Genomic DNA, 26,496 nt, shown 5'->3' on the forward strand with positions numbered 1-26,496 from the left:
AAGTGGATTCACAGCTTCTGCACAGGTCACGCAGCGTAAGGGGCCGTCCGATGTCCGCAGTCGAGCAGTACGCCCGAGCCCATATCGTCACGGACACCCAGGACGATGATCGCGACGCGGTTCCTGTGGTCCTGCGCTACGACCCGGAGGCGGATCCGCGGGCGGTGCGGATCGGGTTGCCCGGGCCGCACGAGTGGACGTTCTCGCGGTCGTTGCTGGAGGAGGGGTTGCGGGCGCCCACCGGCACTGGCGAGGTCCGGGTGTGGCCGTGCGGCCGGGTCCAGGCGGTGGTCGAGTTCCACTCGGCGGGTGGTGTCTCGGTGGTCCAGTTCGAGACGAAGACGCTGAAGAGGTTTTTGCGGCGGACGTACATGGCGGGTGGCGCGCGGGTGGCGGGCTGATTTCTTTCGCCCCCGCCGCCCCTACCCGTCCCATCCTCGGGGGCTCCGCCCCCGAACCCCCTTGTCCTCAAACGCCGGACGGGCTGACTACCCAGCCCGTCCGGCGTTTGAGGACGAGGCCGTTCAGGCCGACAGCGGGGGTCGGGGGGCGGCAGCCCCCAGGGATGGGAATGGGTAGGGGCGGCGGGGGCGAGGGAAAATCAGCTGCCAGCCTTCAGCAGGGCCGCCACGATCGGGCCCGCCGTGCTCCCCCCGTGCCCGCCCTGCACCACCACACCCGCGCCCGCCAGATCCCCCCGGTACGCCGTGAACCACCCGTTCGGCTTCTCCTGGCCGTCGACTTCAGCAGACCCCGTCTTCGCCCCGTAGTCCGGGCCCAGCCCGGCCATCGCCTCCGCCGCCGTCCCGTACGCCGCCGTGTACTGCATCAACTCCCGCAGCTGCGACAGCGTCGACGCCGACATCGTCCGGGAGGCGGTCGCCAGCGTGCGGCCGTCCACGTCCGCCGAGACCAGATACGGCTGCCGGAACACCCCCGACTCCACCGTCGCCGCCACCGATGCCATGTTCAGCGGGTTCATCCGCACCCCGCCCTGCCCGATCAACGACGCCGCCATCTGCGCCTGCGACTGCACCGGCACCGACCCGTCGAAGGTCGAGACCCCGACCGCCCAGTTGTCCATGCCGAGGCCGAACACCTGCTGCGCCTGCTCGGTCAGGCTGTCGTTGTCGAGCTTCTTGGCCTGGCTGATGAAGGCCGTGTTGCAGGACCGCGCGAAACTCGCCTTGAACGTGCCGCCCTTGATCTCGAACTCGTCGTCGTTCTGGAACTTCCAGCCGCCGTACGTCGAGTACTTGGGGCAAGGGTGCGCCTTGTCCGCCGACGCCAGCCCCTTCTCGATCAGCAGCGACGACGTGATCACCTTCATCGTCGACCCCGGTGCCAACGACCCCTGGAACGCCGTGTTGAAGCCGTGGGACTGATTCGCCACCGCCAACACCTCCCCCGTCGACGGGCGGATGAGGACCACGGACGACTTCGCCTTCTTCGCGACCTGCTCCTCCGCCGCCGCCTGAAGCCCCGGGCTCAGCGTCGTCTTCACCACACCCGGCGTGCCCTTGCTCAGCTCCAGCAGCGTCTTGTCGGCCGACTTGGCCGCCTTGGACGCCGTACCGCGCACGACCCGGAGTTCGATGCCCGCCTTGCCGCCGGCCTTCTTGCCGTACTTCTCCCGGAGGCTGTCCAGGACCGTGCCCAGCGACGGGTACTTCTTCAGGGTCAGTTCGCCGCCGTCTCGGTCGACCGCCTTGATCGGCGGGGTGCCGGCCTCCCCCGTCAGCAGCTTGTCGCCGTCGGACAGGTCGGGGTGGATCACCGACGCGTGCCAGTCGACCAGCGGCTTCCCGTCGGACGTACGACGGACCACCGTCAGGGCGCCGGTGTACGCCAGCGGCTTGCTCGTGCCGCCGAACGTCACCGTGCCCTTGACCGAGAAGGGCACCTTGGCGCCCGTCGCCACGCCGGGTGTGATCGTCACACCGGTGATGTGGGCGTCCTTGGTGTAGCCGGTGAGGAGGGTGGTCGCCGCCTTGGTGGTGTCGTTCGTCGAGGCCGCCGCCTGGGCGACCTTGCCCGTCTGCCAGGCCGTGAGGAACTGGGTGGAGATCGCCTTGACCTGGGCAGCCGACACCGGGCCCGTCGGTACCTTCGGCTTCTGGTCGGCCGTGGTGGCCGTCGAGGAGCCGTCCTCGGCCGCCGCCCCGCCGCCGTACAGCGCGTAGACGCCGAGACCGGCGCCGCCGACGACCACGGCGATCATCCCGCCGATCACGGCGGGCCTGGTCTTCCGTGCGCTCTGTCGCTCGGCGACGGCCTTCTTCTTGCCCCTCTTGCCCACAGCTCCCGATCCTCCGCGGTAATCCCCAGGGTCCCCGTTGCCCTCACTTGCACCTCAACGACAACGACCACCCTAGAGTCCCGTCCTGTGCGGGTGAGTTCAGCCGCCGGTCCGTAGCACGGCTGCGACAATCGGGCCGGCCGCGTCGCCGCCGTGTCCGCCCTCCTGGGTCATGGCCGCCGCCGCGATGTCGCCCCGGAATCCGGTGAACCAGCTGTTGGACTTGGCCTGTCCGTCCACCTCGGCGGACCCGGTCTTCGCGCCGATGTCCCCCTTCAGCCCGGCCATGGCCTCCTGGGCGGTGCCCTGGGTCGCCGTCATCCGCATCATCTCCTTGAGCTGCGCGGACGTACTCGCCGGGAGCCCCTTCGCCGTCGCCAGCTCACGGTCGTCCAGGTCCGGCGAGACGAGATACGGCTGCCGGAACTCACCGGTGATCGCCGTCGCCGTCACCGACGCCATGTTCAGCGGGCTCATCTGGACCTGGCCCTGCCCGATCGCGTTGGCCGCGCGGTCCGGGCCGGGGGAGGCAGGGACGCTGCCGTCGAAGGAGGTGATCCCGGTCTTCCAGTTGTCCTGCCCGAGCCCGAACCGCTCCTGCGCCTCGGTCGTCAGGGACTCGTCGGTGAGCGGGTTGGCGTCGGTGCCGTCGATCAGCTTGATGAAACCGGTGTTGCAGGAGCGCAGGAAGTCATTGGCGAGGGTGGCGTTCTCGTTCGGTTCCATGCCCTTGAGGTTGCTGAAGGTCTGGCTCTGCCAGACCGCGGTCGGCGTGCAGGGCGCCGGGCTGTTCATCGTCGCGACACCGTTGTCGATCAGCATCGCCGAGGTGAGGATCTTCATCGTGGAGCCGGGCGCCAAGGTGCCCTCGAAGGCCGCGTTGAACTGGTCCGTACGGTGGTTGGCGACCGCCAGCACCTCACCCGTGCTCGGCTGTACGGCGACCACGGACGACTCGGAGAATTTGAGCACCGCCTTCTCGGCGGCGGCCTGCGCGCTCGCGCTCAGCGTCGTCGGGAGCTTGCCCGGGGTGCCCTCGGAGAGGGTCAGCAGCGAGGTGTCGGCCGTCTCGGTGTCCGCGTGCCGGACCATCAGCTCGATGCCCGGCGTACCGCCCGCCTTGTCGCCGTAGCGCGCCCGCAGGGTGTCCAGGATCGGCCCGAGCGACGGGTACTTCTCCTTCGTCAGCACCTTGCCGTCCCGGTCCACGGCCTCGATCGGCGGGTTCGCGGCCTCCCCGGTGACCAGCTTGTCCCCGGAGACCTTGAGGTCGGGGTGGATGACCGACGGCTGCCAGTCGACCAGCGCCTTCCCGGTCGTCGTACCCCGGACGATGGTCAGCTTGCTGCTGTAGGCGAGGGGCTTGGTCTTCCCCTCGTACGACACCGTGGCCTTCACCGAGAAGGGCACGGTCGCGCCGGTGGCCGTCCCGGGGGTGATCTTCACCCCGGTGATGTGCGCGTCCGCGCTGTACCCGGTGAGCAGGTTCTTCGCGGGTATCGCGTTGTTGGTGAGATCGGCGGCGGCCTGCGCCTGCCCCTTCTCCCAGGCCGCGAAGAACTCCTCGCTGGCCTCGGCGATCTCGTCCTTCGACGGCGGCCCGGTCTTCACACCCGTACCGCCGTCGTCGCTGAGCGCGGACACGACGTTGAACGCGCCGTACCCGGCCCCACCGACCATCACCGTGAACACGGTCCCGATGACGGCGGCCTTCGCTCCCTTGCGCATGTGTACTTCCCTCCCCGTTGGCCACAGCACTGTAAGTGGCCTGAGGGGCTGCTGTGAGGGGAGTTGCCGTCATCTTGGCCCAAGAGTGACCAGAGCGACAGGACCCGAGTGACTAGACCCAGGTGTCCAGCCACATACGGGAACGCCACGAATCGAGCGGAATCGCCGTCCCCGTGTACAGGGGCCAGAAGTAGATGAAGTTCCAGGCGATCAGCAGCACCAGTACGCCCGCGCCCGCCGCCCCCGCGACGCGGCGCCGTTCGCTCGACCCCGGTGGGCCGACGATCGCGCCGATCATCATCGCCACGGCCAGGCAGAGGAAGGGCAGGAAGACGATCGCGTAGAAGAAGAAGATCGTGCGCTCCTGGTACATGAACCAGGGGAGGTAGCCCGCCGCGATGGCGCCGGCGATCGCGCCCGCGCGCCAGTCGCGCCGGAACAGCCAGCGCCACAGGACGTACAGGACCGCGAAGCAGGCCGCCCACCACAGCAGGGGGGTGCCGAGGGCCAGGACCTCGCGGGCGCACTGCTCGCCCGCGTCCGTGGGGCAGCCGTCCTTGCCGGGGGAGGGGGACTCGTAGAAGAACGAGACCGGGCGGCCCAGGACGAGCCAACTCCACGGGTTGGACTGGTAGTTGTGCGGGGAGTGCAGGTTCACGTGGAACTCGTACACCGCGTGCTCGTAGTGCCAGAGGCTGCGCAACCAGTCCGGGAACAGCCAGGTCCAGCTGCCGCCCTTGCCCTCGGTGGCCGCCCAGTTGCGGTAGTAGCCGCCGGTGCCGTCCGACGGGGAGAGGATCCAGGCCGTCCAGGAGAGGATGTACGTGAAGATCGCCACCGGGACCGTCGCCAGGAACGCCCAGCCCAGGTCGCGCTTGATGACCGCCTCGTACGGGTGGCGGGCGCCGGCGACCTTGCGGTTGCCGACGTCCCACAGCACCGCCATCACACAGAACGCGACCAGGATGTAGAGGCCGTTCCACTTCGTGCCGATGGCCAGGCCCAGCATCAGGCCCGCCGTCCAGCGCCAGGGACGGAAGCCGAAGCGGGTCGTCTCGGCGACGTGCGCGTCCGGCCGTACGACACCGTCCGCGTCCGGCGGTAGTGCCGCCGCCAGCCGTTCGCGGGCCTTGTCACGGTCGATGATCAGACAGCCGAAGGCGGCGAGGACGAAGAACTGGAGCACGCCGTCGAGCAGCGAGGTGCGGCTCATCACGAAGGCCAGGCCGTCCACGGCCATCAGCGCACCCGCCAGGCAGCCCAGGAAGGTCGAGCGGAACAGACGGCGGCCGATCCGGCACAGGATCAGGACGGACAGCGTGCCCAGCAGCGCCGTCATGAAGCGCCAGCCGAACGGATTGAACCCGAACATCCATTCGCCGAGGCCGATCATGTACTTGCCGACGGGCGGATGCACGACATAGGCCGGGTCGGACGGGATCGGGACGTTCCCGTCCGACTTCAGGATCAGGTCGTTGACGTTCTTGTCCCAGTTGACCTCGAAGCCGCGGTGGATGAGACCCCACGCGTCCTTCGCGTAGTACGTCTCGTCGAACATCACCCGCTTCGGATTGCCCAGGTCCCAGAAGCGCAGCAGGCCCGCGAGCAGCGTCACCAGCAGCGGGCCGCCCCAGCCCGACCAGCGGTTGATCCGGTCGGTGAGGGTCGGCGGCACCCCGAGGGTCGCCCACAGCCGGGGGCTCGGCGCGGTGTACGGCGGCACCAGCCGGTCCCGGACGTCGCTTCTCGGCTTCGCCGTGTATCCGTAGCGGCGCAGCCGCTGTTGCCACGACGGCCGCTGCTCTGGCGAGGATGCGCTATGCCGGGTGTCCGTGGAGGGCGCGGTACTGGTCACCGCGCCATCGTAGGGAACAGCGCTGTGTGCGTCCCGTGTAAGGGGTCCTTGGGGCCCTGCGAGGATGGAAACGTGACAGGAACACTGGTTTTGGCGGGCACACCCATCGGCGACATCACGGACGCGCCGCCCCGGCTCGCGGCGGAGCTGTCCGGCGCCGACGTCATCGCGGCCGAGGACACCCGGCGGCTGCGCCGGCTCACGCAGGCGCTCGGGGTGCAGCCCAAGGGGCGCGTGGTGTCGTACTTCGAGGGCAACGAGGCCGCGCGCACCCCCGAGCTGGTGGAGGCGCTGGTCGGCGGCTCGCGGGTGTTGTTGGTGACGGACGCGGGGATGCCGTCGGTCTCCGACCCCGGGTACCGGCTGGTGGCCGCCGCCGTGGAGAAGGACATCAAGGTGACGGCCGTACCCGGTCCGTCCGCCGTCCTGACCGCGCTCGCGCTCTCCGGGCTGCCCGTCGACCGCTTCTGCTTCGAGGGCTTCCTGCCGCGGAAGGCGGGCGAACGGCTGTCGAGGCTGCGGGAAGTGGCCGAGGAGCGGCGCACGCTCGTCTACTTCGAGGCCCCGCACCGCCTCGACGACACCCTCGCCGCCATGGCGGAGGTGTTCGGGTCCGACCGACGGGCCGCCGTCTGCCGCGAACTGACGAAGACGTACGAGGAGGTCAAGCGCGGTCCGCTGGGCGAGCTGGCGGAGTGGGCGGCCGAGGGCGTACGGGGTGAGATCACCGTCGTCGTCGAGGGCGCCCCCGAGAAGGGCGCGGAGGACCTCGGCGCCGAGGAACTGGTACGGCGGGTGCGGGTGCGCGAGGAGGCGGGGGAGCGGCGCAAGGAGGCCATCGCGGCGGTCGCGGCCGAAGTGGGGGTGCCCAAGCGGGAGGTGTTCGACGCGGTGGTGGCGGACAAGAACGCCGTTCGTGGCGGATAAGAACGCCGTGAAGAGCGATACGCATCCGCGGGTGCCATAACCGGGCAAAAGAGTAAGGCGAAAGGCAAAGCCCAGGCCTCGGACCAGGGCTGTTCCCACAAGGAATACCCAAAACGCCTTCAACAGTCGACAGGGGCTGATGCCTTCACGCCGGTGGAGGCGTCCACTGGTTCACAGGGACGCACCCGTCCCGTGTCCAGCGGACAAGAGGAGCTGGCATGAGCGAGATCACCGGCCACCGCAGCACGGCCACCGCCGTCGTTCACGAGTCGTATTCCTTCGCCTGCATGCGTTGCGGGCACGGCTGGGAACAGTCGTACGAGATCGAGCATCACGTCGACGGCAATGGTGCCGACATGGTGATGTACGTGGCGGACGGCCGGGTCGTGCCGTCGCCGCTTACCCGGCCCACCTGCCAGAACTGCGACAACCATGTGGTGCGCATCATGCGTGCGGGGCAGGTGTCCGCTGTGCAGAAGTCTGTGCAGCGTGTGCCCAAGCCGGCGGGGCCGGTGGGCGACGCCGCGGCGGAGTCCGGTGAGGCCGGGGCGCAGCGGGAACCGCACCACTGGCACTTCTCGGATCTCCTCCACCCGTTCCACCGCAAGGCCAGTTAGTCCCGGCGGCTGGGCAGTTTGTTGGCTGCCGGCCGGTGGGGGCTGGTCGCGCAGTTCCCCGCGCCCCTGAGGGGCGCGGGGCGTGCGCCCCTTCGTAGGATCGGGGCATGTCTGCCAAGTCCGAAGCTCCGCCGTTGCCCGAGCCCCTCCGTGTGGCGGTGGCCGATTCTCACACCCATCTCGACATGCAGTCCGGGACTGTGGCGGAGGGGCTTGCCCAGGCCGCGTCGGTCGGGGTGGTGACGGTCGTGCAGGTCGGCTGTGACATCAAGGGTTCGCGGTGGGCGGCCGAGACGGCGGCCACGTACGAGAGTGTCCACGCGACCGTCGCCCTGCACCCGAACGAGGCGCCCCGGATCGTCCACGGCGATCCGGACGGCTGGTCCCGGCAGGGCGCGCGGGTGCCCGGCGGAGACGCGGCCCTGGACGAGGCGCTGGCCGAGATCGACCGGCTGGCCGGGCTCCCGCAGGTCAAGGGTGTGGGAGAGACAGGGCTCGACTACTTCCGTACCGGCCCGGAGGGGAAGTCGGCCCAGGAACGCTCCTTCCGCGCCCACATCGAGATCGCCAAGCGGCACGGCAAGGCCCTGGTCATCCACGACCGGGACGCCCACGCCGACGTCCTGCGGGTGCTGAAGGAGGAGGGCGCCCCCGAGCGGACCGTCTTCCACTGCTACTCCGGCGACGCGGAGATGGCCGAGGTCTGTGCGGCGAACGGCTACTTCATGTCCTTCGCCGGCAACATGACCTTCAAGAACGCCCAGCCACTGCGCGACGCGCTGGCCGTGGCCCCCCTGGAGCTGGTCCTGGTGGAGACGGACGCGCCTTTCCTCACCCCCGCGCCGTACCGTGGCCGCCCCAACGCTCCCTACCTCATCCCGATCACCCTGCGGGCGATGGCCGACGTACGCGGCATCGACGAGGACACCTTGGCGACGGCGATCGCGACGAACACCGCACGCGCCTTCGATTACTGACACGCACTCACGTACATTGACGCTCCGTAGCCGCGTCGCTTTGGAGAGTGACGGCCGCTCCGCTAGGTTCTGGTGCCCGTCGCCGGAACCTGGAGCGTGTCGTCGTGAGCAGTTCGCCGTACGAGACGTACAGCCCCGTCAGCGGGCCACAACAGCCGCAGCCCTATGAGCCGTACGACCCGCACAGCGCCGAGACGGTGGCGTACGGGATGTCGATGCCGGGGCCGGTGCCGGGGCCGGTGTCGGGGCCGGTGACGGTGCCGCTGCCGTACGAGGACACGTACCGGCCCGCCTACGAGCCGCCGCCCACCCTCCCCCAGCAGGCGGTCGGCGGGAGGGCCCAGGACCGTCGGGCGGCCAGGCGCCGCAAGGGTTCCGAACGGCCGGACGCCATCCGCAGGCTGCTGCCGCAGGCGCTCGTCGTGGCCTTCCTGGCGGGCGGTACGACGGCCTTCGTCGCCGAGGACAAGGCGATCGAACTGAGCGTCGACGGCAAGCCGCGCACCCTGCACACCTTCGCCGACGACGTGACCGAACTGCTGGCCGACGAGGGGGTCGCGGTCGGCGCCCACGACGTCGTCGCCCCCGCGCCGGGCACCGCGCTGGCCAGCGGCGACGAGGTCCGCGTCCACTACGGGCGACCCGTGCGGATCACTCTGGACGGTGAACGGCGTGAGCTGTGGACGACGGCGCAGACGGTGGACGAGGCACTCAGACAGCTCGGGGTGCGTGCGGAGGGCGCGTACCTGTCGCTCGCGCGCTCCCAGAAGATCGGACGCCAGGGCCTCACCATCGACGTCCGCACCGAGCGCACGGTCACGATCATGGCGGACGGCCGGGCCCGCACGATCCGCACGAACGTGGCGACGGTCGGCGAGGCGGTGGCGGAGGCCGGGATCACGCTCCGCGGCGAGGACGCGATCTCGGTGGCCGCCGCGAGCTTCCCGCGCGACGGCCAGACGGTGACGGTGCTGCGGGTGACGGGCACGAAGGAGGTACGCGAGGAGCCGATCCCCTACGACGTGCGCCGCACCCAGGACATGTCCCTGTTCAAGGGCACGGAGGTGGTCGACCAGGCGGGCCGCCCGGGCCTGCGCCGGGTCACCTTCGCGGTGCGCACGGTCAACGGCGTGAAGGGGAAACCGCGCCGGGTGCGGACGGAGGTGGTGCGTGCACCTCGGGCGCAGTTGGTGAGGGTCGGCGCGAAACCGCTGCCGACGTCGGTGCAGGGGGCGGACGGTCTGGACTGGGGTTCCCTGGCGGCCTGCGAGTCCGGGGGTCGCCCGAACGCGGTGGACCCGTCCGGGACGTACGGGGGCCTGTACCAGTTCGACACGCAGACGTGGCAGAGCCTGGGGGGTGCGGGGCGCCCACAGGACGCGACGGCGAGTGAACAGACGTTCCGCGCGAAGAAGTTGTACGTGAAGCGGGGGGCGGGGCCTTGGCCGCATTGTGGGGGGCGGTTGCATGGCTGAGCGGGTCTTCTCGGGCTGTGGCTAGGCGACGGCGAGTTCACACCAGACGTACTTGCCCCGGTGCCCGAACCGGGAGAGCGGCTGCCATCCCCAGAGGTCGGAACAGGCCTGGATCATGCCCATGCCTCGTCCGTCTTCTGAGTCGATGAGATGGGTCAACTGCTGTGGAGGCTGCGGAGGTTGGGGGTCGGCGTCCCAGGCTCCGATCCGGAGTACGCCGGCGGACCAGCGGACGCGCAGGGCGGCGGGGCCCTCGGTGTGCCGTACGGCGTTGGAGACCAGCTCGGCGGCGAGGAGTTCGGCCACGTCTACGAGGCCGATGAGTCCGTGCATGGTGAGGATGAGGCGGAGCGTGCGGCGACTGACGGTGACGGCGCGGAGGTCGTTGGGGATGTAGAGGGAGTACTCCCAGGGGGTGGGCTGGGGGTCCTTGTTGGTTTCGGGCATGCGTCAACTCCCGTTCGGTGGTGGGGGGTTGCGGGTTGGCGGGCGGTGGCATGCCGCAGCCGTCGTGGCAGGACGGAGTGGTGCGCTTCCGGGGGTCCCGGGGTTCCGCAGGGTGTGCGTCGCATCACTGACAGTAGACTTAACTTTTTAAGTTTTGCAAGCGGATCGCGTAGCCTGACCCCGAACGAGTCGCACCCACAGGCGTGTTGAGAGGAACGGTCGATGGTGTTGAGGCGCGAGCCAACGGCACGTCAGATGCGTCTGGCAGTCGAGCTGCGCAAGCTTCGAGACGCTGCGGGACTGGCCGCCCGCGATGCGGCGGAACTGCTCGGAGTGGGCTCCGCTCAGATCAGCCAGATCGAGTCCGGCCTCACGGGCGTGAGCGAGAAGCGGCTGCGCCACCTCGCCGTCAACTACGCCTGTACGGATGGCGAGTTGATCGATGCCCTGGTGGCCATGGCGAGAGACCGCACGCGTGGCTGGTGGGAAGAGGATCGAGGCCAACTGCCCACGCCCTTCCTGGAGTTGGCCGAGTTGGAGCACCATGCCCGTTACCGGTGGGACATGGACTTCCTGCACGTTCCTGGCCTGCTCCAGACCGAGGACTACGCCCGGGCACTCTTCTCGTACGTCAACCCGGAGTTCCCGGCGAACGAGGTGGCACATTGGGTGGAGCATCGTATGAAGCGGAAGGTCATCATCGAGCGCCCCGACCCGATCCCGTACGAGACTGTGATCCACGAAGCGGCGTTGCGCATCAGGGTCGGCGACCGGACCGCCACTCGGGTTCAGCTCACCCGGGTCCTGGAACTCTCCGAGGCCGACCACATCACCGTGCGTGTCATCCCCTTCGACCTGGACGACTTCGGTGGGGCCGGAAGCACGATGGTGTACGCGGGCGGAGCCGTCCCCAAACTGGACACCGTGGTGCGCGACGGACCCAACGGTCCCGTGTTCATCGACGCCGAGGCCCAACTCAGCCGCTACCGAACACTCTTCCGTAGGGTAGAAGCGGCGTCACTGGAACCCGAGCGTTCGCGTGACTTCATCCACAGGCTGGCGAAGGAGCTGTAGGGACATGACCACCACCGACACCTGGCGGAAGTCGTCCTTCTCCGGCGGCGGCCAGGGCGACGCCTGCGTCGAGATCGCCTACCGTCGCGCCCACATAGCCGTTCGCGACTCCAAGACCCCGACCCGAGCGGCCCTCACCTTCCCCGCCGACGCCTTCACGCCCTTCATCAGGGCCCTCAAGTCACCTTGAACGCCTCACCCCACCGGTGACCGGTTGCCGTCACTCGTACTGGACGAGCTGTTCCACTTCGTCCACGAGGTACTCCCCATACCCGAACCGCTCACCGATCACCTCGTACCGCTCGTACTGCCCGCGCGTAAGCTGCACGGACAGTACTCGCAGCACCCGGAGAAACAACCGGAACCCGAGGTCGGGATCCACCAGGCCGACGACCTGTTCCAGCGCGGCCATGGCCTCGGGGGCAGGAAGCGGCTGCCAGTGGGGGCTGATTGCCTGATCCGTCACCGCGAGCGCCGTTTCCCGGACCTCCCGCAACACCGTGTCCGCCAACTCCGTACGGGCGGGCGGCGCTACCGGGGTGTACGCGGGCGCAGCCTCCCGCAGCCGCTCCCCGCACACCTCCGCGACCAACCGCATCGCATCCCGTCCGTCGATACGCAGTGCCGCGTCCGAGACGGCAACCCACAGTGTGGTGAGCGTGCCGTCGGACAGTGAGGAGTCCAACAGGCGCCGGGCGTCCTCCAGGAGGAGGGCCGCCGCTGTACCCGGGGACTGTCCGGAGTCGTCCGCGTCGGCCACCCTCCGGACATCCCTCCGGAAGGTGCTCTCCTGCCAGTCCTGGTGGGCGTTGCCTGCGAGCGCGGAGAGTCCGAAGTCCCACGACGTGTCGCGGCGCGTGGTGTCGACGGGTGGCCAGTCGACGTCTAGGCCGTCGCGGACGACCGCGACCGGATACCCGAGCCGCTCGCCGAGTCCGAGGAACCTGTCGTACCGCTCCTTCGGGACCTGCACGGCGTACACCTTCAGGGCCCGCAGGAAGAGCCGGAAGCCGAGGTCGACGTCGGCATGGACAACCACCTGCTCCAGGCTCCGTGCCAGATCCGGAAGCTCGGCCGCGTCGGTCAACTCCTCGGCCAGAGACCGGATTTCCGCCGCCACCTTCTCGCACAGGTCCTCGTCCCGTACCGGGGACACCGGCGGCGGGGCGTAGGAGCGCTTGTTCTGTCGGAGACGGTCCGTGGCCAGGTCCGAGACCGACCGCAGCCAGGTGCGGGCGTCCATGCCGCGGCCGGCCGGGTCGAAAACCCGGCCGGCCGCGGCCAGCCACACCGTACGGAGAGCCTCCTCCGGCAACGGAACGCCGGCATCCAGCAGGCGACGAGCGTCCTCCCCCAGTTCCTCGGCCTCGTCGCCGTCGGACCCGTCCGCCGACCGGGCCGCGACCGCGAGCGCGGTCGGAAGGTCGATGGTGAGGCCGGCGGCGGGACGGTCCAGGGAACACAACTGCTCCGTCAGACCGGTGAGCCCGAAGTCGCCGGAATAACCCAGTTCGAGATATGTTGGACGCTTCTGTGGCATGGATCATTTCCTACTTCGGATAGGCGGTCTTGACGACGAATCCGTAACGCCCGTCCCCCTTGTGGTTCCTGACCTTCATCAGGATCACCACGACCTCGTTACCGGCGTTCCTGACCGTCGTCCCGTCCGGAAAATACGTCTTGCCGAGGGAAGGATAGGCATCCCACGTGCCGGTGATCGCCTGGTACTGCTCACCGTCCCTGGCCTTCGCCGCCCAGTCCTGGAACTTCTTCCATTTCTTTTCGTCGAAGATCTTCTGGCCGTTCGTGGCCCGCTTGCTGAAGAAGTCGCCCACCACCCGGTCCACGGCCTGCTGTGCGATCTCCTGGCTGGTCCAGATCGTCTTGGGCTCGTTCTTCTGCACGGCGAGCGCGAATGCTTGTGCCGGAGTCCGGTTGACGTGGTCCTTCAGGGTGTGGATCTCTTCCGCGTAATCTGCCAGAGCCGAGAGGTTCTCGTCCCCCAGATTCAGGCAGTTGTGGACCAGTACGTCCACCGCCGCAGCACCCTCGGTGCGCACATAGAACGTGTGCAGGCCGCTGACGGTGAGGTCGTACACCTTGCGCGGGGCGAGACCCGAGCGGTCGAGCATGCCGGTCACGGTGTTCGATGTCCCGTCCGGGCCGAGCAGCCGGTCGCCCGGGCGCAGTTCGGAGGCGAGGACCCAGACGCCTTCGCTGGTGCGGATCTTGTGTCCAGCGGTGGTGTTGAGGCTGCTGCCACCGGCCAGGCCGATGGTGACCAGCCGTTCGGTGTCGTGCCGGAACGTGTCGGTGACTTGCTCGGCGCGCAGTCGCCCGTCACCGGGGTCGGTGGCCATGACTTGGTCGCCCTCGCGAACGTCACGGATCGCCTTGCGCCTGCCATCGGCCATCAGCACCAGGGTGTCCCCCGGAAAGCTATTGACCTTGCACGTCGTCACGACGTCCTCGTAGGCGTTGACGCCGGCCTGAATCTTTGCCAGCGTCGCCGTGTCCAGGTCCAAGGCCTTCAGCGCCTTCATCGCGTCGGCGACTCCGACACCGGTCTTCATCGCGGCGTCGAGCGCTCGGATCGCCTCGGCGGCCTTTTCGAACACCTTGCCCGGGATGAAGTTGGACGCGAACCAGGCGCAGCCGGCCTTGTCGCCGTGGTAGCACTTGGCAATGTCACCCAGCACGATCTCGTACAGGACCGCGCCCACCGTGTCTCCGAAGAGGTTCTGCCAACCGATCCTGGTGATGTCTCCGAAGCTGAAGTGGTGCGTCCACTCCTGCTTCTGGTTGCGGAGCGTCTCCGTCTTGAGAAACACGGTGTCCGGCTTCGGGCAGCCTGCCTCGGTCGCGGGAACCTCGGGGTTGGCGCAGAAGTAGTAGCTGACTGTGACATCGAGCTGTAGCTCGTACGTCACCGTGCAGCCTTCGACCGTGTAGGTGCACTCGTTGAGCTGCTTGGCCGGTCCCGCCTCGGTCATCTTGTCGACGATGTAGAAGACACCGCCCACACCGGTTCCGGAACCCTCGGCGACCGTTTCATTGGCCTCCTTGCGCTCCGAGGAGTCCGCGGCCTCCTGCGCCGAGTCCGCGTACTTCTGCGCATCCTTCGCCGCCTCCTCCGCGAGCGTCGCTTCCGCGTCCGCGCGGTCGGCCGCCGCGCGGGCGTCCTTCGCCGCCTGCTCGGCCTCCGACGCGGCCTGACGCGCTGCCGCCGCGTCGAGGGCCGCCTGGTCGGCGGAGGCACGGGCATCCGTCGCGTAGCTCTCGGCGCGCCCAGCCGACTGGTCGGCCGCTGCCGCGTCCTGGGTCGCCTGGCGGTCGTACTCGATGGTGCGGGCCAGCGACTTCTGCGCCTCGGCCGCGTACTGCGCCGCCTCGGCGGAGTAACCGAGGGCTTCCTTGGCCGACTTGCGGGCCTGTGCCGCGAATCCGGCGGCCTCGGACGCCAGCACGAGGGCTGCCTTGGCGTCACCCGTTGCCGCGTTCGCGGTGCTCTGCGCCTGCGCTGCGGCCTTCTGCGCGTTCGCTTCGTGCGCTGCGGCCACGGCCACCTGCTGCTCGGCGATCGTCTTCGACGACTGGCCCGACAAGACCACCAGGCCGGCCACCGCGTCGGTGGCGACGTACGGCGAGCCGAGCTGGATCGCGTCGTTCGCCGGGGCCGCGACCTGCTGCGCCGCGTTGCGGGCATCATCGGCAGCCTGCGCGGTGGTGTACGCGTGGCCGGCGGCCTCTGCCGCTCCCGCGACGGCCTTGGCCGCCTCCGCCTTGGCCACGTCGGCGTGTGTCTTCGCCTCGGCAGCGTGCTTCTCGGCCTCGTCGGCGAGTTCGACTGCGGTCCGGGCCGAGGATGCGGCGGCCTTGGATGCCTGGATGGCCTCCGCTGCCGTGCTGGTCGCCGTCCGGACTGCCGCGTCCGCCTTCAGTTTCGCGGCGTTCGCCGCATCGGAGGCGGCACGGGCTCGCGTGGCGGCAGCTTCCGAGCGCGTCGCCGCCGCGTCGGCATCGGCAGCGGCCCGCGAGGCCGCGTTCGCCTCGCTACGGGCCGACACGGCCGCCGACTCCGCGTCACTCGCGTGACGGTCCGCCTCGTCGGCCGCCGTCCGCGATGACGTCGCCTGGTCGTCGGCATCGTGCGCCTGGGCGTACGCCTCCTTCGCGTCAGCCTTCGCGCGGGCCGTGTTGGCCCTGCTCTCGGCGTCCCACGCGTCGTCCCGCTTGGCCTTGGCGTTGTCCCGTGCCGCCTCCGCGTCCTTACGACGCTCACGAGCCGTCGTCTCGGAGGCCTCGGCCCGGCCCTTCGCCTGGTTGGCCTCGGTCGCGTACCCCTCGGCGTTCTGCCGGTGCTGGGCGGCCTCGGCCTGCTTCTGCGCGGCGGTCTCCTTCTCCGCCCTCGCCGTCAGCTCCTCCTTCTCCGCGTCCAGCCGTCGGGCATGAGCCGTGGCAGCCGCGGCCCTCGCGTCCGCCTCCGCCTGCTGCGTCTCGCCCAGCTTGGCCTTGGCCAGATCCCGGGCCGTCTTCGCGTTGTTCGCCTGTACGGCAGCAGCGTCGGCGGCAGCCTTCGCCTGCGCCCTGGCCTGATTCGCCGCGGCCGTACGGAACGCCGCCTTCGATGCGGCGGCCTGGGTCAGGGCGCGGGCCGTGATGGTCGCACTGTCCCCGGCGGCGGCACGCGTGGCCGCTTCAGCCGTCTCACCGGCCTTCAGCAGAGCGTCGAGCGCGGCCGAGGACGCCTTCGTGACCTGCGCTTTCTGTAGACCGACCAGCAGACCTCGGCCCCTCGGGGCACCCGCCTGATCGGCGATCGAGTACGCGTGCTGCTCGGCCCCGTCCGACGAGGTGGCCCACTTCCTCCCGGCAGATGCCTGCGCCTTGAGCACATCGAGCTGCTGCTTTGCCGCGGCCTGCGCAGCCGTGAGAGCTGCCTTTGCCGTGTCGAACTGGGCCTTCTCCGGGTAGACCGCGCTGTTGGTTCCGTTGTGACCCGACGGCGTCATGTCGAACTTCTGCGGGTCGGTGCCCTTGCAGTCCCACATCCGCGCGTCACGGCCGTTGTCGTACGTCGCGAGGTCGAGGCAGTTGCCGGTGCCCGGGTTGTACATGCGCGTCGTCGCGTGGGTGTTGTACTCCCACTTCTGGGCGGCACTGTTGTTGCACGTCCAGATCTGCAACGTCGTACCGTTCGCGGTACCTGCGCCCTTCACCTCCAGACACTTGCCGGAGTTGACGTTGACGAACGCGTCGCCCTGGATCGCCCACTTCTGGCCGGCGGTGCCGTTGCAGGTGTAGATCTGCACCGGCGTGCCGTTGTCCTTCTTGCTTGCCCCGACTTCGAGGCACTTGTCGGCGGCGCCGTGCGCGTGCACGACCATCGGGCTGTCACCGATCCAACCTGGGCCTCCGGCGGACCAGTAGTCCTGCCAGCGGGTGGTGTAATCGGTGATCCAGGACTGGCCGAGCAGCTCACCAAGAGCGAACGATCCGTCCTGCAAGGCCTTCGCGGCCTGGCTGTTGGCGTTCAGGATCTGGTTGCGGGGCGCGGCCTGCGCGGCGATCTCCTGCTGCCACTCCGCCGACGCGGCGGCCACCTGCTTGCCCAGGACCTTGTTCGGATCGACCGGCCCGCGCCAGGCGCAGGACGCGAACCGTGTCTTCAGGTCCTCGACAGCGATACGGAACTCCGCGGTGCCCGGCTGTGCCGCCGTACGGGGAAAACCGCCGGAGGACAGGAACACACGGGAGTCGTCCGCATACGACTGAGGCGGAGTCCCGGTCACCTGCTTCTTCCACTGGGTCCAGGCAGCTGCCTCAACAGTGGACGCACCGGTGCCGTACAGCTGGTCCCCGAGCGCGAGGACTGCGTCCGTGGTCGTTTTGTCCGCTGCCGGTGTCGGGTCGTAGAAGAAGAAACCGAGACCGGCGAAGTACGTCTGGTACAGCCAGGGCAGCAGCCCCGTCCTGTCGAAGATCTTGTCCTCGTCGTCAGGCGACCCGGGGTAGTCGATGAGGCTCCTGACAGCGCCGGACCAAGCCTGGGTCCGGTCGCCGGCCTTCTTCACCCACTGGTTGGTGTTGTCCCCGTCCTTGTTGAAGGCCTCCGCAAACGGCGTGTCCGGGTAGCCGCGGTCGGCTTTCTGGTGAAGCTGGTCCGCCGGCAGGGCCAGGGAGTCCTTGGCCAGGGCGAACATGTTCGGGCCGCCCTGGCGCAGGGCGTCGGCCATCAGGCACTGGTCCAGGCGCAGTTGCTCGGCGGCCTTGGTGTCGAAGCCGTCGTAGCTGTCAGCCACCAGGCTCATACCAGGCTGCTGGTCGACCACGACCAGGTCCGGCCGGGCGGCCAGCCCTGCCAGCACCGCGACCGAGACAACAAGCGGCACGGTGCGCGCGAACAACGGCCCTCTTCGCCGCGAAGTGCGCTTCCGGTGGAAGGAAAACTCAGGTCTGAATCTCAACATGAACCCCCTCGTCGTTCAGGGGCAGGCAAATGCGCCCACCCGAAAGATGGCGGCGAGCTAAGAGCAGCCCGCCCGCCGCGCCCGGCAACGTCAGAAATGCCGGGCGCGGGTCGGACGGCGATGCGTGAACAGCCGGATTCGCGGCACGACGAAGTCCCCCTCCCCGTGGCGACGGTGTCCCCCCGGTCGCCGATGGACGCGCACGACATACGGACTGGTCAGGGCCCGCCGAGCGCGACGATCAATGTAAGCACGGCATAAAAATGCCTGCTCAGAATTTGTGGACGGGTTCGGGACCGGCCCCGGACACCCCCACGCCAAGCACCCTAGGCGCAGCCACTGACAACGGCCCCGACCTCACACCGCGGCCTCACACCGCCCCCGGGCCCGACTGCGCGAACCCACCCCCCACCCCCCGTACCCTGGACCCGTGAGTACCAGCCCCGCCCCCGATGCCTCCTCCGACGCCCTCCTCGGTCCCGCCGACATCCGTGAGCTGGCCGACGTCCTCGGCGTCAGGCCCACCAAGCAGCGCGGGCAGAACTTCGTCATCGACGCCAACACCGTCCGCCGTATCGTCCGCACCGCCGACGTGCGGCCCGACGACGTGGTCGTCGAGGTCGGGCCGGGGCTCGGGTCCCTCACCCTCGCGCTGCTGGAGGCCGCCGACCGGGTCGTGGCCGTCGAGATCGACGACGTGCTCGCGGGCGCGCTGCCCGCCACCGTCGCCGCCCGGATGCCGACCCGCGCCGACCGGTTCTCCCTCGTGCACTCCGACGCCATGCGCGTCACCGAGTTGCCGGGGCCCCCGCCCACCGCACTGGTCGCCAATCTGCCGTACAACGTCGCCGTGCCCGTGCTGCTGCACATGCTGGAGATGTTTCCGAGTATTGAGCGGACCCTTGTGATGGTGCAGGCCGAGGTCGCCGATCGGCTCGCCGCGCCGCCCGGGTCCAAGGTGTACGGCGTGCCCTCCGTGAAGGCCAACTGGTACGCCGAGGTCAAGCGGGCCGGTTCCATCGGCCGTAACGTCTTCTGGCCCGCGCCCAACGTCGACAGCGGGCTCGTCTCGCTCGTCCGGCGGGCCGAACCGCTCAAGACCTCCGCCTCGCGGACCGAGGTGTTCGCCGTCGTCGACGCCGCCTTCGCCCAGCGGCGCAAGACCCTGCGCGCCGCGCTCGCCGGGTGGGCCGGGTCGGCCGCCGCCGCCGAAGCCGCCCTCGTCGCCGCCGGTGTCTCCCCGCAGGCCCGTGGCGAGGCCATCGGCGTCGAGGACTTCGTCCGTATCGCGGAGAACAAGGTCGCGGAGAACAAGGTCGCGGAGAACAAGGTCGCGGAGAACAAGGTTCAGGAGCAGGACGACAACGGGGAGTCCGGGCAGCTGTGAGCGTCACCGTACGGGTTCCCGCCAAGGTCAACGTCCAGCTCGCCGTCGGTGCCGCCCGCCCCGACGGCTTCCACGACCTCGCCAACGTCTTCCTCGCCGTCGGGCTCTTCGACGAGGTCACCGTCACCCCTGCCGATGAGCTGCGGATCACCTGTGCCGGGCCTGACGCCGGCCAAGTGCCTCTCGACGGTACGAATCTCGCCGCCCGTGCCGCCGTCGCGCTCGCCGAGCGGTACGGCCGTACGCCCGCCGTGCACATCCACATCGCCAAGGACATCCCCGTCGCCGGGGGGATGGCGGGCGGCAGTGCCGACGGCGCCGGTGCGCTGCTCGCCTGCGACGCGCTCTGGGGGACCGGGGCCTCTCGTGTCGAACTCCTCGACATCTGCGCCGAGTTGGGCAGCGATGTGCCCTTCAGTCTGGTGGGCGGCGCCGCGCTCGGGGTCGGGCGTGGGGAGAAGCTGACCGTTCTGGAGACCGGCGGTGACTTCCACTGGGTGTTCGCGATGGCCGAGCGCGGGCTGTCGACGCCCGCCGTCTTCCGGGAGTTCGACCGGCTGGTCGCGGTTGCTGACAGTGAGGTTCCTGTGCCTGTGGCCTCGCCCGAGCTGCTCGACGCGCTCGCCAAGGGGGACCCGGACGCGCTTGCCGCGACCGTCTCCAACGACCTTCAGCCCGCCGCCCTTTCCCTCTTCCCGGCCCTCGCCGACACCCTCGCCGCCGGCCGCGCCGCCGGTGCCCTGACCGCTCTGGTCTCGGGCTCCGGTCCGACGACGGCGTTTCTCGCGCGGGACGCGGTGGCCGCGCGGGAGATCGCGGAGGCGCTGTCGGCGTCCGGCACCTGTCGTGCCGTACGGGTGGCGGCCGGGCCGGTACCGGGCGCCAGCGTGCTGTAACAGCGTGTACAGGGAGTTACTTTCGGGTTACCCGAATTGCCCGATCCCCACAGGGAATTCACCGTTCCTTGGCATCAGGAGGTGCGGGTGGGGTGGGCGTGACGCGTAGGGTTTTTTCAACTTCAAGCACTCGCCGTCGCAGATCTCATCACGAGTCACGAGTCATGAGTTCCATGGGTTCCCTGAGTTCCCTGAGTTCTATGAGTGCGCGCGGCGTGGGGTCCCCCTTGAGTTGCCACCTCCCCCAGCACTTTCGGAAGGCATCTCCGTGTCCGTACCTCCCCCCTCGTCACCCTCCCATCGCAGGAAAGTCCCCTTCACCCGGCGCGGTGTGATCGGCGCCGCGGGCGCCGTCGCCGTCGGCGGCGCGCTGACCCCGGTGGTCTTCGCGGCCGGCAGCGGAGGCGACTCCGACTCCGGTGCGTCCGTTACGACGGACAGCGCGTCCGGCACCGCCGGCACCGAGCCGCAGAAGTTCCCGGCCACCCGTACCGAGGCCGCCACCGGCACCGCCGAGGCGAGCGCCGCGTTCGCCATCTCGTACGTCGGTGTGCGCTGGAGCGGCGCGGCGGACGGCGCCGGGATCAAGTTCGCGGACGGCGACTCCGCGCCCGGCAAGTGGCAGGACCTGAGCGGCGGTTGCGCGACCGTCGAGGGTGGCGGCACGGCGCTGGTGGCGGCGGGGGACGCCACCGCGTACGAGCTGAAGCTGCCCGACGGCGCGAGCGTGAGCGGGGTGCGGTCGCTGGCGATCGACACGACCGGCGGGGCCGACAAGACCTTCCACGTGCCGACCGAGCCGACCCGGGTGCGCGGCGTGCAGTACCTGTCGCGGCCGGCGTGGGGCGCCGACGAGTCGAAGCGGTACAAGGACGGCAAGGTCAACTCGCCCGAGGCGTACTACCCGTTCCAGACGATCACCGTCCACCACACGGACGGCGTGAACAACGACCCCGACCCGGCGGCGACCGTCCGCGCCATCTACGAGTACCACGCGGTCACCCTCGACTGGGGCGACATCGGCTACCACTTCCTCATCGACGAGGCGGGCGTCGTCTACGAAGGCCGCTACTCCGGCGACGATCTCGTCCCGGCCTTCGACAAGGACGGCAATCTCGTCACCGCCTTCCACACCGGCGGCTTCAACTCCGGCAACCTCGGTATCGCGCTGCTCGGCAACCTGGTCTCCCAGCCGCCGACCGACGCGGCCAAGGCATCGCTGATCCGCCTGATCAAGGTGATCGCCCGTTTCAAGGGCCTGGACCCGCAGGCGAAGCTGACCTATGTGAACCCGGTCAACGGTGTGACGAAGGACGTCAACGCGATCAGCGGTCACCGTGACTGGCTGTCGACCGAATGCCCCGGCCAGACGATGTACGACCTGCTCGGCGAGGTCCGTACGGCCGTCGCCGGCAAGTAGTCCTCCAGTCCTTGCGAGCAGTCCTCGTCATTACGTGATCATGGCTCATTAGCGTCGGTGCGTAACGGTACTGAAGAGCGCTGAGGGGTCGGCCTGAAGTCGGCCCCTCTGTCGTTGACCTGCATAAATATTCGGGCCAACTGTTACCTACATCACCGTATTTGAATTTCCGTCAATCCACCCCAAGGTCCCTTTCGCGCCATCTGACGCATGGGAAGTGGTGGCATGATCGGCCGATCCCGGTTCCCTGTTACCGGCGGTACTACCTGGGCGAGAGGAACTCCCCCCATGGGTCACATGGACCACTTCAGTGCCGGATGGGTCACCCCCGTTCTTTCCTACGCGATGGCCTGTCTCGGCTCCGCACTCGGACTGCGCTGCACCGTACGGGCGTTGGAATCGGACGGCGCCTCCAAGCGGAACTGGCTGACGCTGGCCTCCTTCGCGATCGGGTCCGGTATCTGGACCATGCACTTCGTCGCGATGATGGGCTTCAGCGTCGAGGGCACCCCCATCCGCTACGACGTCCCGCTGACCGTCCTCAGCCTCGTCATCGCGATCGCCGTCGTCGCCGCCGGTGTCTTCACCGCCGGGTACGGGCGCTCCCGCGTCAGGTCCGTGATCCTCGGCGGGCTCGGCACCGGGCTCGGTGTCGCCGCGATGCACTACGCCGGGATGTACGCGCTCAATCTGCACGGTGCCATCTCGTACGACCCGTTGCTCGTGATCGCGTCCGTGGCGATCGCTGTCGTCGCCGCCACCGCCGCGTTGACGCTCACGCTGATTGTGCGGGGGCCTGTGCTCGCGACCATTGCCGCGCTGGTGATGGGGCTCGCGGTGAGCAGCATGCACTACACCGCGATGTTCGCGGTCGATGTGGCGTTGGCGCCCAGCAGTGCGGAGTTGCCGGGGGCCACGTCTACGGAGTTCCTGTTCCCGTTGGCTGTGCTGCTGGGGTCGTTCCTGTTCCTGGCTTCGGCGTATGTCGCGTTGTCGCCGACGGGGAAGCGGGCGGAGTCTGCGATCGCGGCGGAGCTGCTCCGCGAGGTCGAGCTGTCCACCGCCTGATTTTTCTCGCCCCCGCCGCCCCTACCCATTCCCATCCCCTGGGGGCTGCGCCCCCAGACCCCCCTTTCGAGCTGAACGCGCTCGTCCTCAAACGCCGGACGGGCTGAAAAGACCAGCCCCGCCCGACGGGCTGAAAGACCAGGCAACGAGGTTCCACATGAGTATGGCTCGCACCTCCGAACGACTCCGCCCCAGATCCGTCCGGGCGAAGATCGTCGCCCTGCTGATGCTGCCCGTCGTCTCGCTCATGGCTCTGTGGAGCTTTGCCGCGGTCACCACCGCGTCCACCATCGGTGATGCCGAGCGGGCCAAGGACGTCAACTCCGAACTGCTCGCCCCGGTCGCCGACTTCGTCACCGCGATACAGGCCGAGCGGACCGCCGCCACCGGCGACGCCGATGTCCTGAAGCGGGCCCAGAAGGCCACCGACAAGGCCGGCGAGGCTCTGCTCGACGGCATCAACTCCGCCAGTTCCGACGCCGCGCTCCTCAACTCCGCGCTCCCCGAACGCCTCGACAAGCTCACCGGCGATGCCAAGGGAATCGCGGCACTGCGCGTGTCTCGGGAGAGCGGTGGCAAGAACGCCACGCAGGACGCCTACACGGCGTACACCGGCATCGTCGAGGACGCCTTCGCCGTCACCGGCGCGCTCACCGGGGAGAAGGGCACGACCACCGCGTCCGAGGCCCGAGTCGTCCTCGAACTCTCCCGCGCCCGCGAGGCGTTGGCCCAGGAGCAGGCGCTCCTCGCGGCGGGCGCCGCCGCCGGGAAGCTCACCGACGAGCAGTACGCGCTGTTCGTCGGCGCGGTCACCGTCCAGCGAGGTCTGCTGAAGCCCGCCGTCGCCGATCTGAAGCCCGAGCACCAGAAGGCGTACAACGCCCTGCTGGAGAGCGGGAGTTACGGGCAGGTAGCAGCGGTCGAGAACCGGGTACGCAGTGCCGGATCCGGTGAATCGGCCGTGGCCGACGGTCTGTTGGAGGGCTGGGACGCGTCCGCGACCAGTGTGCTGCGAGCCCTCGGCAAGGCCGAGACCGAGGCCGGTACGGCCGCCGCCGCCAAGGCCAACCCGTTCGGCTGGGACACCCTCGGCGCCTCCGGAATCGCCGTTGTCCTGGGCCTCGTAGGCGTGTTGCTGTCTCTCCTCGTCTCCGTGTCCGTCGGGCGCGGGCTGATCGTCGAGCTGCTCGACCTTCGTAACTCCGCCCTCGAAGTCGCCGGGCGGCGGCTGCCGCAGGCCATGCGGCGGCTGCATGCCGGGCAGGGTGTCGACATCGACGCCGAGGCCCCGATGCGCCGCCTCGCCGGGGACGAACTCGCGCAGGTGGGCACCGCGTTGACGGCCGTACAGCGCGCCGCGCTCAAGGCCGCCTCCGAGCGTGCCGAACTCCTCAGCGGTATCTCCGGCGTGTACGTCAGCCTCGCCCGGCGCAGTCAGGTGCTGCTCCACCGTCAGCTCGACATCCTCGACCAGCTGGAGCAACGCCCGCGCGAGGCAGCCGAGTTGCACGAGCTGTACCGCGTCGACTACCTCGCCACCCGGATGCGTCGGCACTCCGAGAGCCTTCTCATCCTGTCCGGTATCGCGCCCGGCCGCGGCTGGCGGGACCCGATCCCGCTGGCGGACACCCTGCGCGCGGCCGTGGCCGAGATCGAGGACGGCAGCCGCGTCCAGATCTGGGCGGTCCCGCGGGTGTCCCTGAACGGCGGCTCGGTCGCCGACGTCATCCATCTGCTCGCCGAACTCGTCGAGAACGCGGCGGCGTTCTCCCCGCCCAGCACCAAGGTGCAGTTGCGCGCGGCCCGGCTGCGCGACGGCGTCCTCATCGAGGTCGAGGACAGCGGCTTCGGTATGAACGAGGACGCGATGGCCGACGCCAACCGCAAGATCCAGTCGGAGAAGGTCGACCTCCTCGACGCCAAGCAGATCGGCCTGTTCGTGGTGAACCGCCTCGCGGAACGCCAGGGCCTGCGCGTCGAACTCCGCGACTCCCCGAACGGCGGCGTCACCGCGGCCGTCCTCATCCCCGAGAACCTGCTGCGCGACGACATGCCGGTGCACGAGCACGAACTACAGGCGGTGGGGAGCGGCGGCCGGGCGTTGGCACCGGCGTCGGCGCTGATCCCGCAGCAGCGGGGCCAGCAGCCGTAGCGGATCCCCCATGGAACGGCCGTGCGCCTCGGGTGAGTGGTGTCCCCGGGGCGCACGGCTTCTGTCGTTCAGCGGGTGCTGCTGTTGATGCCGATGTGGATCAGAAGGTGAGCTTCCAGCTGTTGATGTAGCCGGTGTCGGCGCTGTAGACGTCCTGGACCTTGAGCTGCCAGGTGCCGTTGACGGTGGTCTCGCTGGACGCGTCGACCGTGTAGGTGGCGTCGACGTTGTCGGTCGAGTCCGAGGAGCTGCTGCTCTTCAGGCGGTAGGTGGAGCCGTCCGGGGCGACCAGGTCGATGACCAGGTCACCGCGGTAGGTGTGCACGATGTTGACGTACACGGACAGGTCGCTGGGCGCGCTGCCGGTGAGGCCGCTGACGGTGATCGGCGAGTAGACGGCCGAGCCGGCGTCCGGGATGGAGACGTCGGTGGTCGACTCGAAGGCCGTACCGGTGTCGCCGCCGTCGTCCCCACCGTCGTCGTCCCCGGCGGGGGTGACCTGGAGCAGCAGGTTGGGGCTGCCGGTGCCGACGCTGGTGAGGGTGGACGCGGAGGCCGCCGAGGTCAGCGCCGAGGTGACCGCCGCTGGTGTGGCGCTCGGGTTCTCGCCGAGGTAGACCGCTGCCGCGCCGGCGACGTGCGGGGACGCCATCGACGTACCGGAGAGGGACGCGGTGGCCGAGTTGGAGGTGTTGTACGTCGAGGTGATGCTCGACCCCGGCGCGAAGATGTCCAGCGTGGAACCGTAGTTGGAGTACGAGGCCCGGGCGTCGGCGCTGGTGGTGGCGCCCACGGTGATCGCGGAGGCGACGCGGGCGGGGGAGTAACTCGACGCGTTGGCGTTGTCGTTGCCCGCCGCGACGGCGTAAGTGATGCCCGCCGCGATGGAGTTGGCGACGGCGGTGTCGAGGGTGGAGTCCGCGCTGCCGCCGAGCGACATGTTGGCGACGGCCGGGAACTCGGCGTTCTCGGTCACCCAGTCGATGCCCGCGACGACACCGGCGGTCGTACCGGAACCGTCGTCGTCGAGCACGCGCACGGCGACGATGTTCGCGGCCTTGGCGACACCGTAGGTGGTGCCCGCGACGGTGCCGGCGACGTGTGTGCCGTGGCCGTTGCCGTCGTCGGCGGTGGAGTCGTCGTCGACGGCGTCGTAGCCGTACGAGGCGCGTCCGCCGAAGTCGGTGTGCGTGATCCGTACGCCGGTGTCGATGATGTACGCGGTCACGCCGCTGCCCGCGCTGGACGGGTAGGTGTAGGCGGAGTCGAGCGGCAGATCGGCCTGGTCGATCCGGTCGAGACCCCAAGTGGGGCCGGTCTGCGTGTCGTTGATGTGCACGGTCTTGTTCTGCGCGACCGACGCGACGGCCGGGTCGGCGGCGAGCCGCTTGGCCTCGGTCTCGGTCATCTCGGTCGCGTACCCGTTGAGGGCGGCCGTGTAGGTCTGCTCGACCTCGGCGCCGTACCGGGTGGCGAGCGCCTTGCCCTTGCTGGAGGCGGCACGGAAACCGGCGCTGTCCTTCAGCGTGACGATGTAACTGTCCTTGACGGCGCCTTCGGCACCGGCGCCCTGGATCACACCGACGGCCGGGGTGGCGGCGGAGGCGGGGGTGATGGCGGCACCGCCGAGCGCGAGCACGGAGGCCGCGGCGGCGAGCGCGGCGAGGGCGCCACGTCTGCGGGACCCGGAGGAGGACATGGCTG

General features: G+C 69.4%; 19 protein-coding genes. 12 read left to right on the top strand and 7 right to left on the bottom strand.

Features of this window, described 5'->3' with window-relative positions; all coding sequences use genetic code 11:
* Positions 1-50: 50 nt before the first annotated feature.
* Entirely contained in the window at positions 51-401 is a 351-nt protein-coding gene (locus OG787_RS28745; RefSeq protein ID WP_369035218.1) for an SsgA family sporulation/cell division regulator, read from the top strand.
* 200 nt (positions 402-601) lie between these two features.
* On the opposite strand, the gene OG787_RS28750 is transcribed toward OG787_RS28745, so the two are convergent.
* The 3 genes from OG787_RS28750 to OG787_RS28760 form a co-directional block, all read right to left on the bottom strand.
* A complete protein-coding gene (locus OG787_RS28750) occupies positions 602-2,221 on the bottom strand; it encodes a penicillin-binding transpeptidase domain-containing protein (RefSeq protein ID WP_405540612.1) in 1,620 nt (539 codons plus the stop codon).
* A gap of 177 nt (positions 2,222-2,398) precedes the next feature.
* Positions 2,399-4,027 carry a penicillin-binding transpeptidase domain-containing protein gene (locus OG787_RS28755; RefSeq protein ID WP_369035427.1) on the bottom strand — a complete coding sequence of 543 codons (1,629 nt, stop codon included), beginning with the start codon at positions 4,025-4,027 and terminating at the stop codon, positions 2,399-2,401.
* Positions 4,028-4,139: 112 nt separating this feature from the next.
* Entirely contained in the window at positions 4,140-5,882 is a 1,743-nt protein-coding gene (locus OG787_RS28760) for a dolichyl-phosphate-mannose--protein mannosyltransferase (RefSeq protein ID WP_369035428.1), read from the bottom strand.
* A gap of 72 nt (positions 5,883-5,954) precedes the next feature.
* Between OG787_RS28760 and rsmI the strand changes: the two genes are divergently transcribed.
* The 4 genes from rsmI to OG787_RS28780 all read left to right on the top strand — a co-directional run bounded on the left by rsmI (position 5,955) and on the right by OG787_RS28780 (position 9,878).
* Positions 5,955-6,809 carry a 16S rRNA (cytidine(1402)-2'-O)-methyltransferase gene (gene rsmI, locus OG787_RS28765; protein WP_369035429.1) on the top strand — a complete coding sequence of 285 codons (855 nt, stop codon included), beginning with the start codon at positions 5,955-5,957 and terminating at the stop codon, positions 6,807-6,809.
* A gap of 218 nt (positions 6,810-7,027) precedes the next feature.
* Positions 7,028-7,426: a hypothetical protein gene (locus OG787_RS28770; protein ID WP_369035430.1), complete on the top strand. Its 399-nt coding sequence runs from the start codon at positions 7,028-7,030 to the stop codon at positions 7,424-7,426.
* A 107-nt stretch (positions 7,427-7,533) separates the two neighbouring features.
* On the top strand, positions 7,534-8,403 hold the full coding sequence (locus tag OG787_RS28775) for a TatD family hydrolase (protein ID WP_405536978.1): 870 nt from the start codon (positions 7,534-7,536) through the stop codon (positions 8,401-8,403).
* 104 nt (positions 8,404-8,507) lie between these two features.
* A complete protein-coding gene (locus tag OG787_RS28780) occupies positions 8,508-9,878 on the top strand; it encodes a ubiquitin-like domain-containing protein (protein WP_405536980.1) in 1,371 nt (456 codons plus the stop codon).
* A gap of 21 nt (positions 9,879-9,899) precedes the next feature.
* Here the strand turns inward: OG787_RS28780 and OG787_RS28785 are convergent, their stop codons facing one another.
* Entirely contained in the window at positions 9,900-10,325 is a 426-nt protein-coding gene (locus OG787_RS28785) for an ATP-binding protein (protein ID WP_369035433.1), read from the bottom strand.
* Between the two features lie 222 nt (positions 10,326-10,547).
* Between OG787_RS28785 and OG787_RS28790 the strand changes: the two genes are divergently transcribed.
* Together OG787_RS28790 and OG787_RS28795 are read left to right on the top strand one after the other, a co-directional pair.
* A complete protein-coding gene (locus tag OG787_RS28790; protein ID WP_369035434.1) occupies positions 10,548-11,399 on the top strand; it encodes a DUF5753 domain-containing protein in 852 nt (283 codons plus the stop codon).
* 4 nt (positions 11,400-11,403) lie between these two features.
* Positions 11,404-11,589, top strand: a complete 186-nt coding sequence (locus OG787_RS28795; RefSeq protein ID WP_369035435.1) for a DUF397 domain-containing protein — start codon at positions 11,404-11,406, stop codon at positions 11,587-11,589.
* Between the two features lie 30 nt (positions 11,590-11,619).
* Here the strand turns inward: OG787_RS28795 and OG787_RS28800 are convergent, their stop codons facing one another.
* Together OG787_RS28800 and OG787_RS28805 are read right to left on the bottom strand one after the other, a co-directional pair.
* Positions 11,620-12,939 carry a hypothetical protein gene (locus OG787_RS28800; RefSeq protein ID WP_405536983.1) on the bottom strand — a complete coding sequence of 440 codons (1,320 nt, stop codon included), beginning with the start codon at positions 12,937-12,939 and terminating at the stop codon, positions 11,620-11,622.
* Positions 12,940-12,949: 10 nt separating this feature from the next.
* Complete coding sequence (locus tag OG787_RS28805) at positions 12,950-17,869, bottom strand: ricin-type beta-trefoil lectin domain protein (protein WP_405536985.1); 4,920 nt, start codon at positions 17,867-17,869, stop codon at positions 12,950-12,952.
* A gap of 430 nt (positions 17,870-18,299) precedes the next feature.
* Between OG787_RS28805 and rsmA the strand changes: the two genes are divergently transcribed.
* The 5 genes from rsmA to OG787_RS28830 all read left to right on the top strand — a co-directional run bounded on the left by rsmA (position 18,300) and on the right by OG787_RS28830 (position 24,792).
* A complete protein-coding gene (gene rsmA, locus OG787_RS28810) occupies positions 18,300-19,256 on the top strand; it encodes a 16S rRNA (adenine(1518)-N(6)/adenine(1519)-N(6))-dimethyltransferase RsmA (protein ID WP_369035438.1) in 957 nt (318 codons plus the stop codon).
* Entirely contained in the window at positions 19,253-20,152 is a 900-nt protein-coding gene (locus OG787_RS28815; RefSeq protein ID WP_405536987.1) for a 4-(cytidine 5'-diphospho)-2-C-methyl-D-erythritol kinase, read from the top strand. The genes rsmA and OG787_RS28815 overlap by 4 nt, the downstream gene beginning before the upstream one ends.
* Before the next feature lie 268 nt (positions 20,153-20,420).
* Positions 20,421-21,572 carry a peptidoglycan recognition family protein gene (locus OG787_RS28820; protein ID WP_405536989.1) on the top strand — a complete coding sequence of 384 codons (1,152 nt, stop codon included), beginning with the start codon at positions 20,421-20,423 and terminating at the stop codon, positions 21,570-21,572.
* A 288-nt stretch (positions 21,573-21,860) separates the two neighbouring features.
* Positions 21,861-22,640, top strand: coding sequence for an MHYT domain-containing protein (locus tag OG787_RS28825; RefSeq protein ID WP_369035441.1), 780 nt, complete (start codon positions 21,861-21,863; stop codon positions 22,638-22,640).
* 157 nt (positions 22,641-22,797) lie between these two features.
* On the top strand, positions 22,798-24,792 hold the full coding sequence (locus OG787_RS28830) for a nitrate- and nitrite sensing domain-containing protein (RefSeq protein WP_405536991.1): 1,995 nt from the start codon (positions 22,798-22,800) through the stop codon (positions 24,790-24,792).
* A 100-nt stretch (positions 24,793-24,892) separates the two neighbouring features.
* Here the strand turns inward: OG787_RS28830 and OG787_RS28835 are convergent, their stop codons facing one another.
* On the bottom strand, positions 24,893-26,491 hold the full coding sequence (locus OG787_RS28835) for a S8 family peptidase (protein ID WP_405540613.1): 1,599 nt from the start codon (positions 26,489-26,491) through the stop codon (positions 24,893-24,895).
* Between the last annotated feature and the right edge of the window lie 5 nt (positions 26,492-26,496).

The sequence above is a fragment of the Streptomyces sp. NBC_00075 genome (assembly GCF_045041225.1).
In the GTDB taxonomy this organism is placed as follows: domain Bacteria; phylum Actinomycetota; class Actinomycetes; order Streptomycetales; family Streptomycetaceae; genus Streptomyces; species Streptomyces adonidis.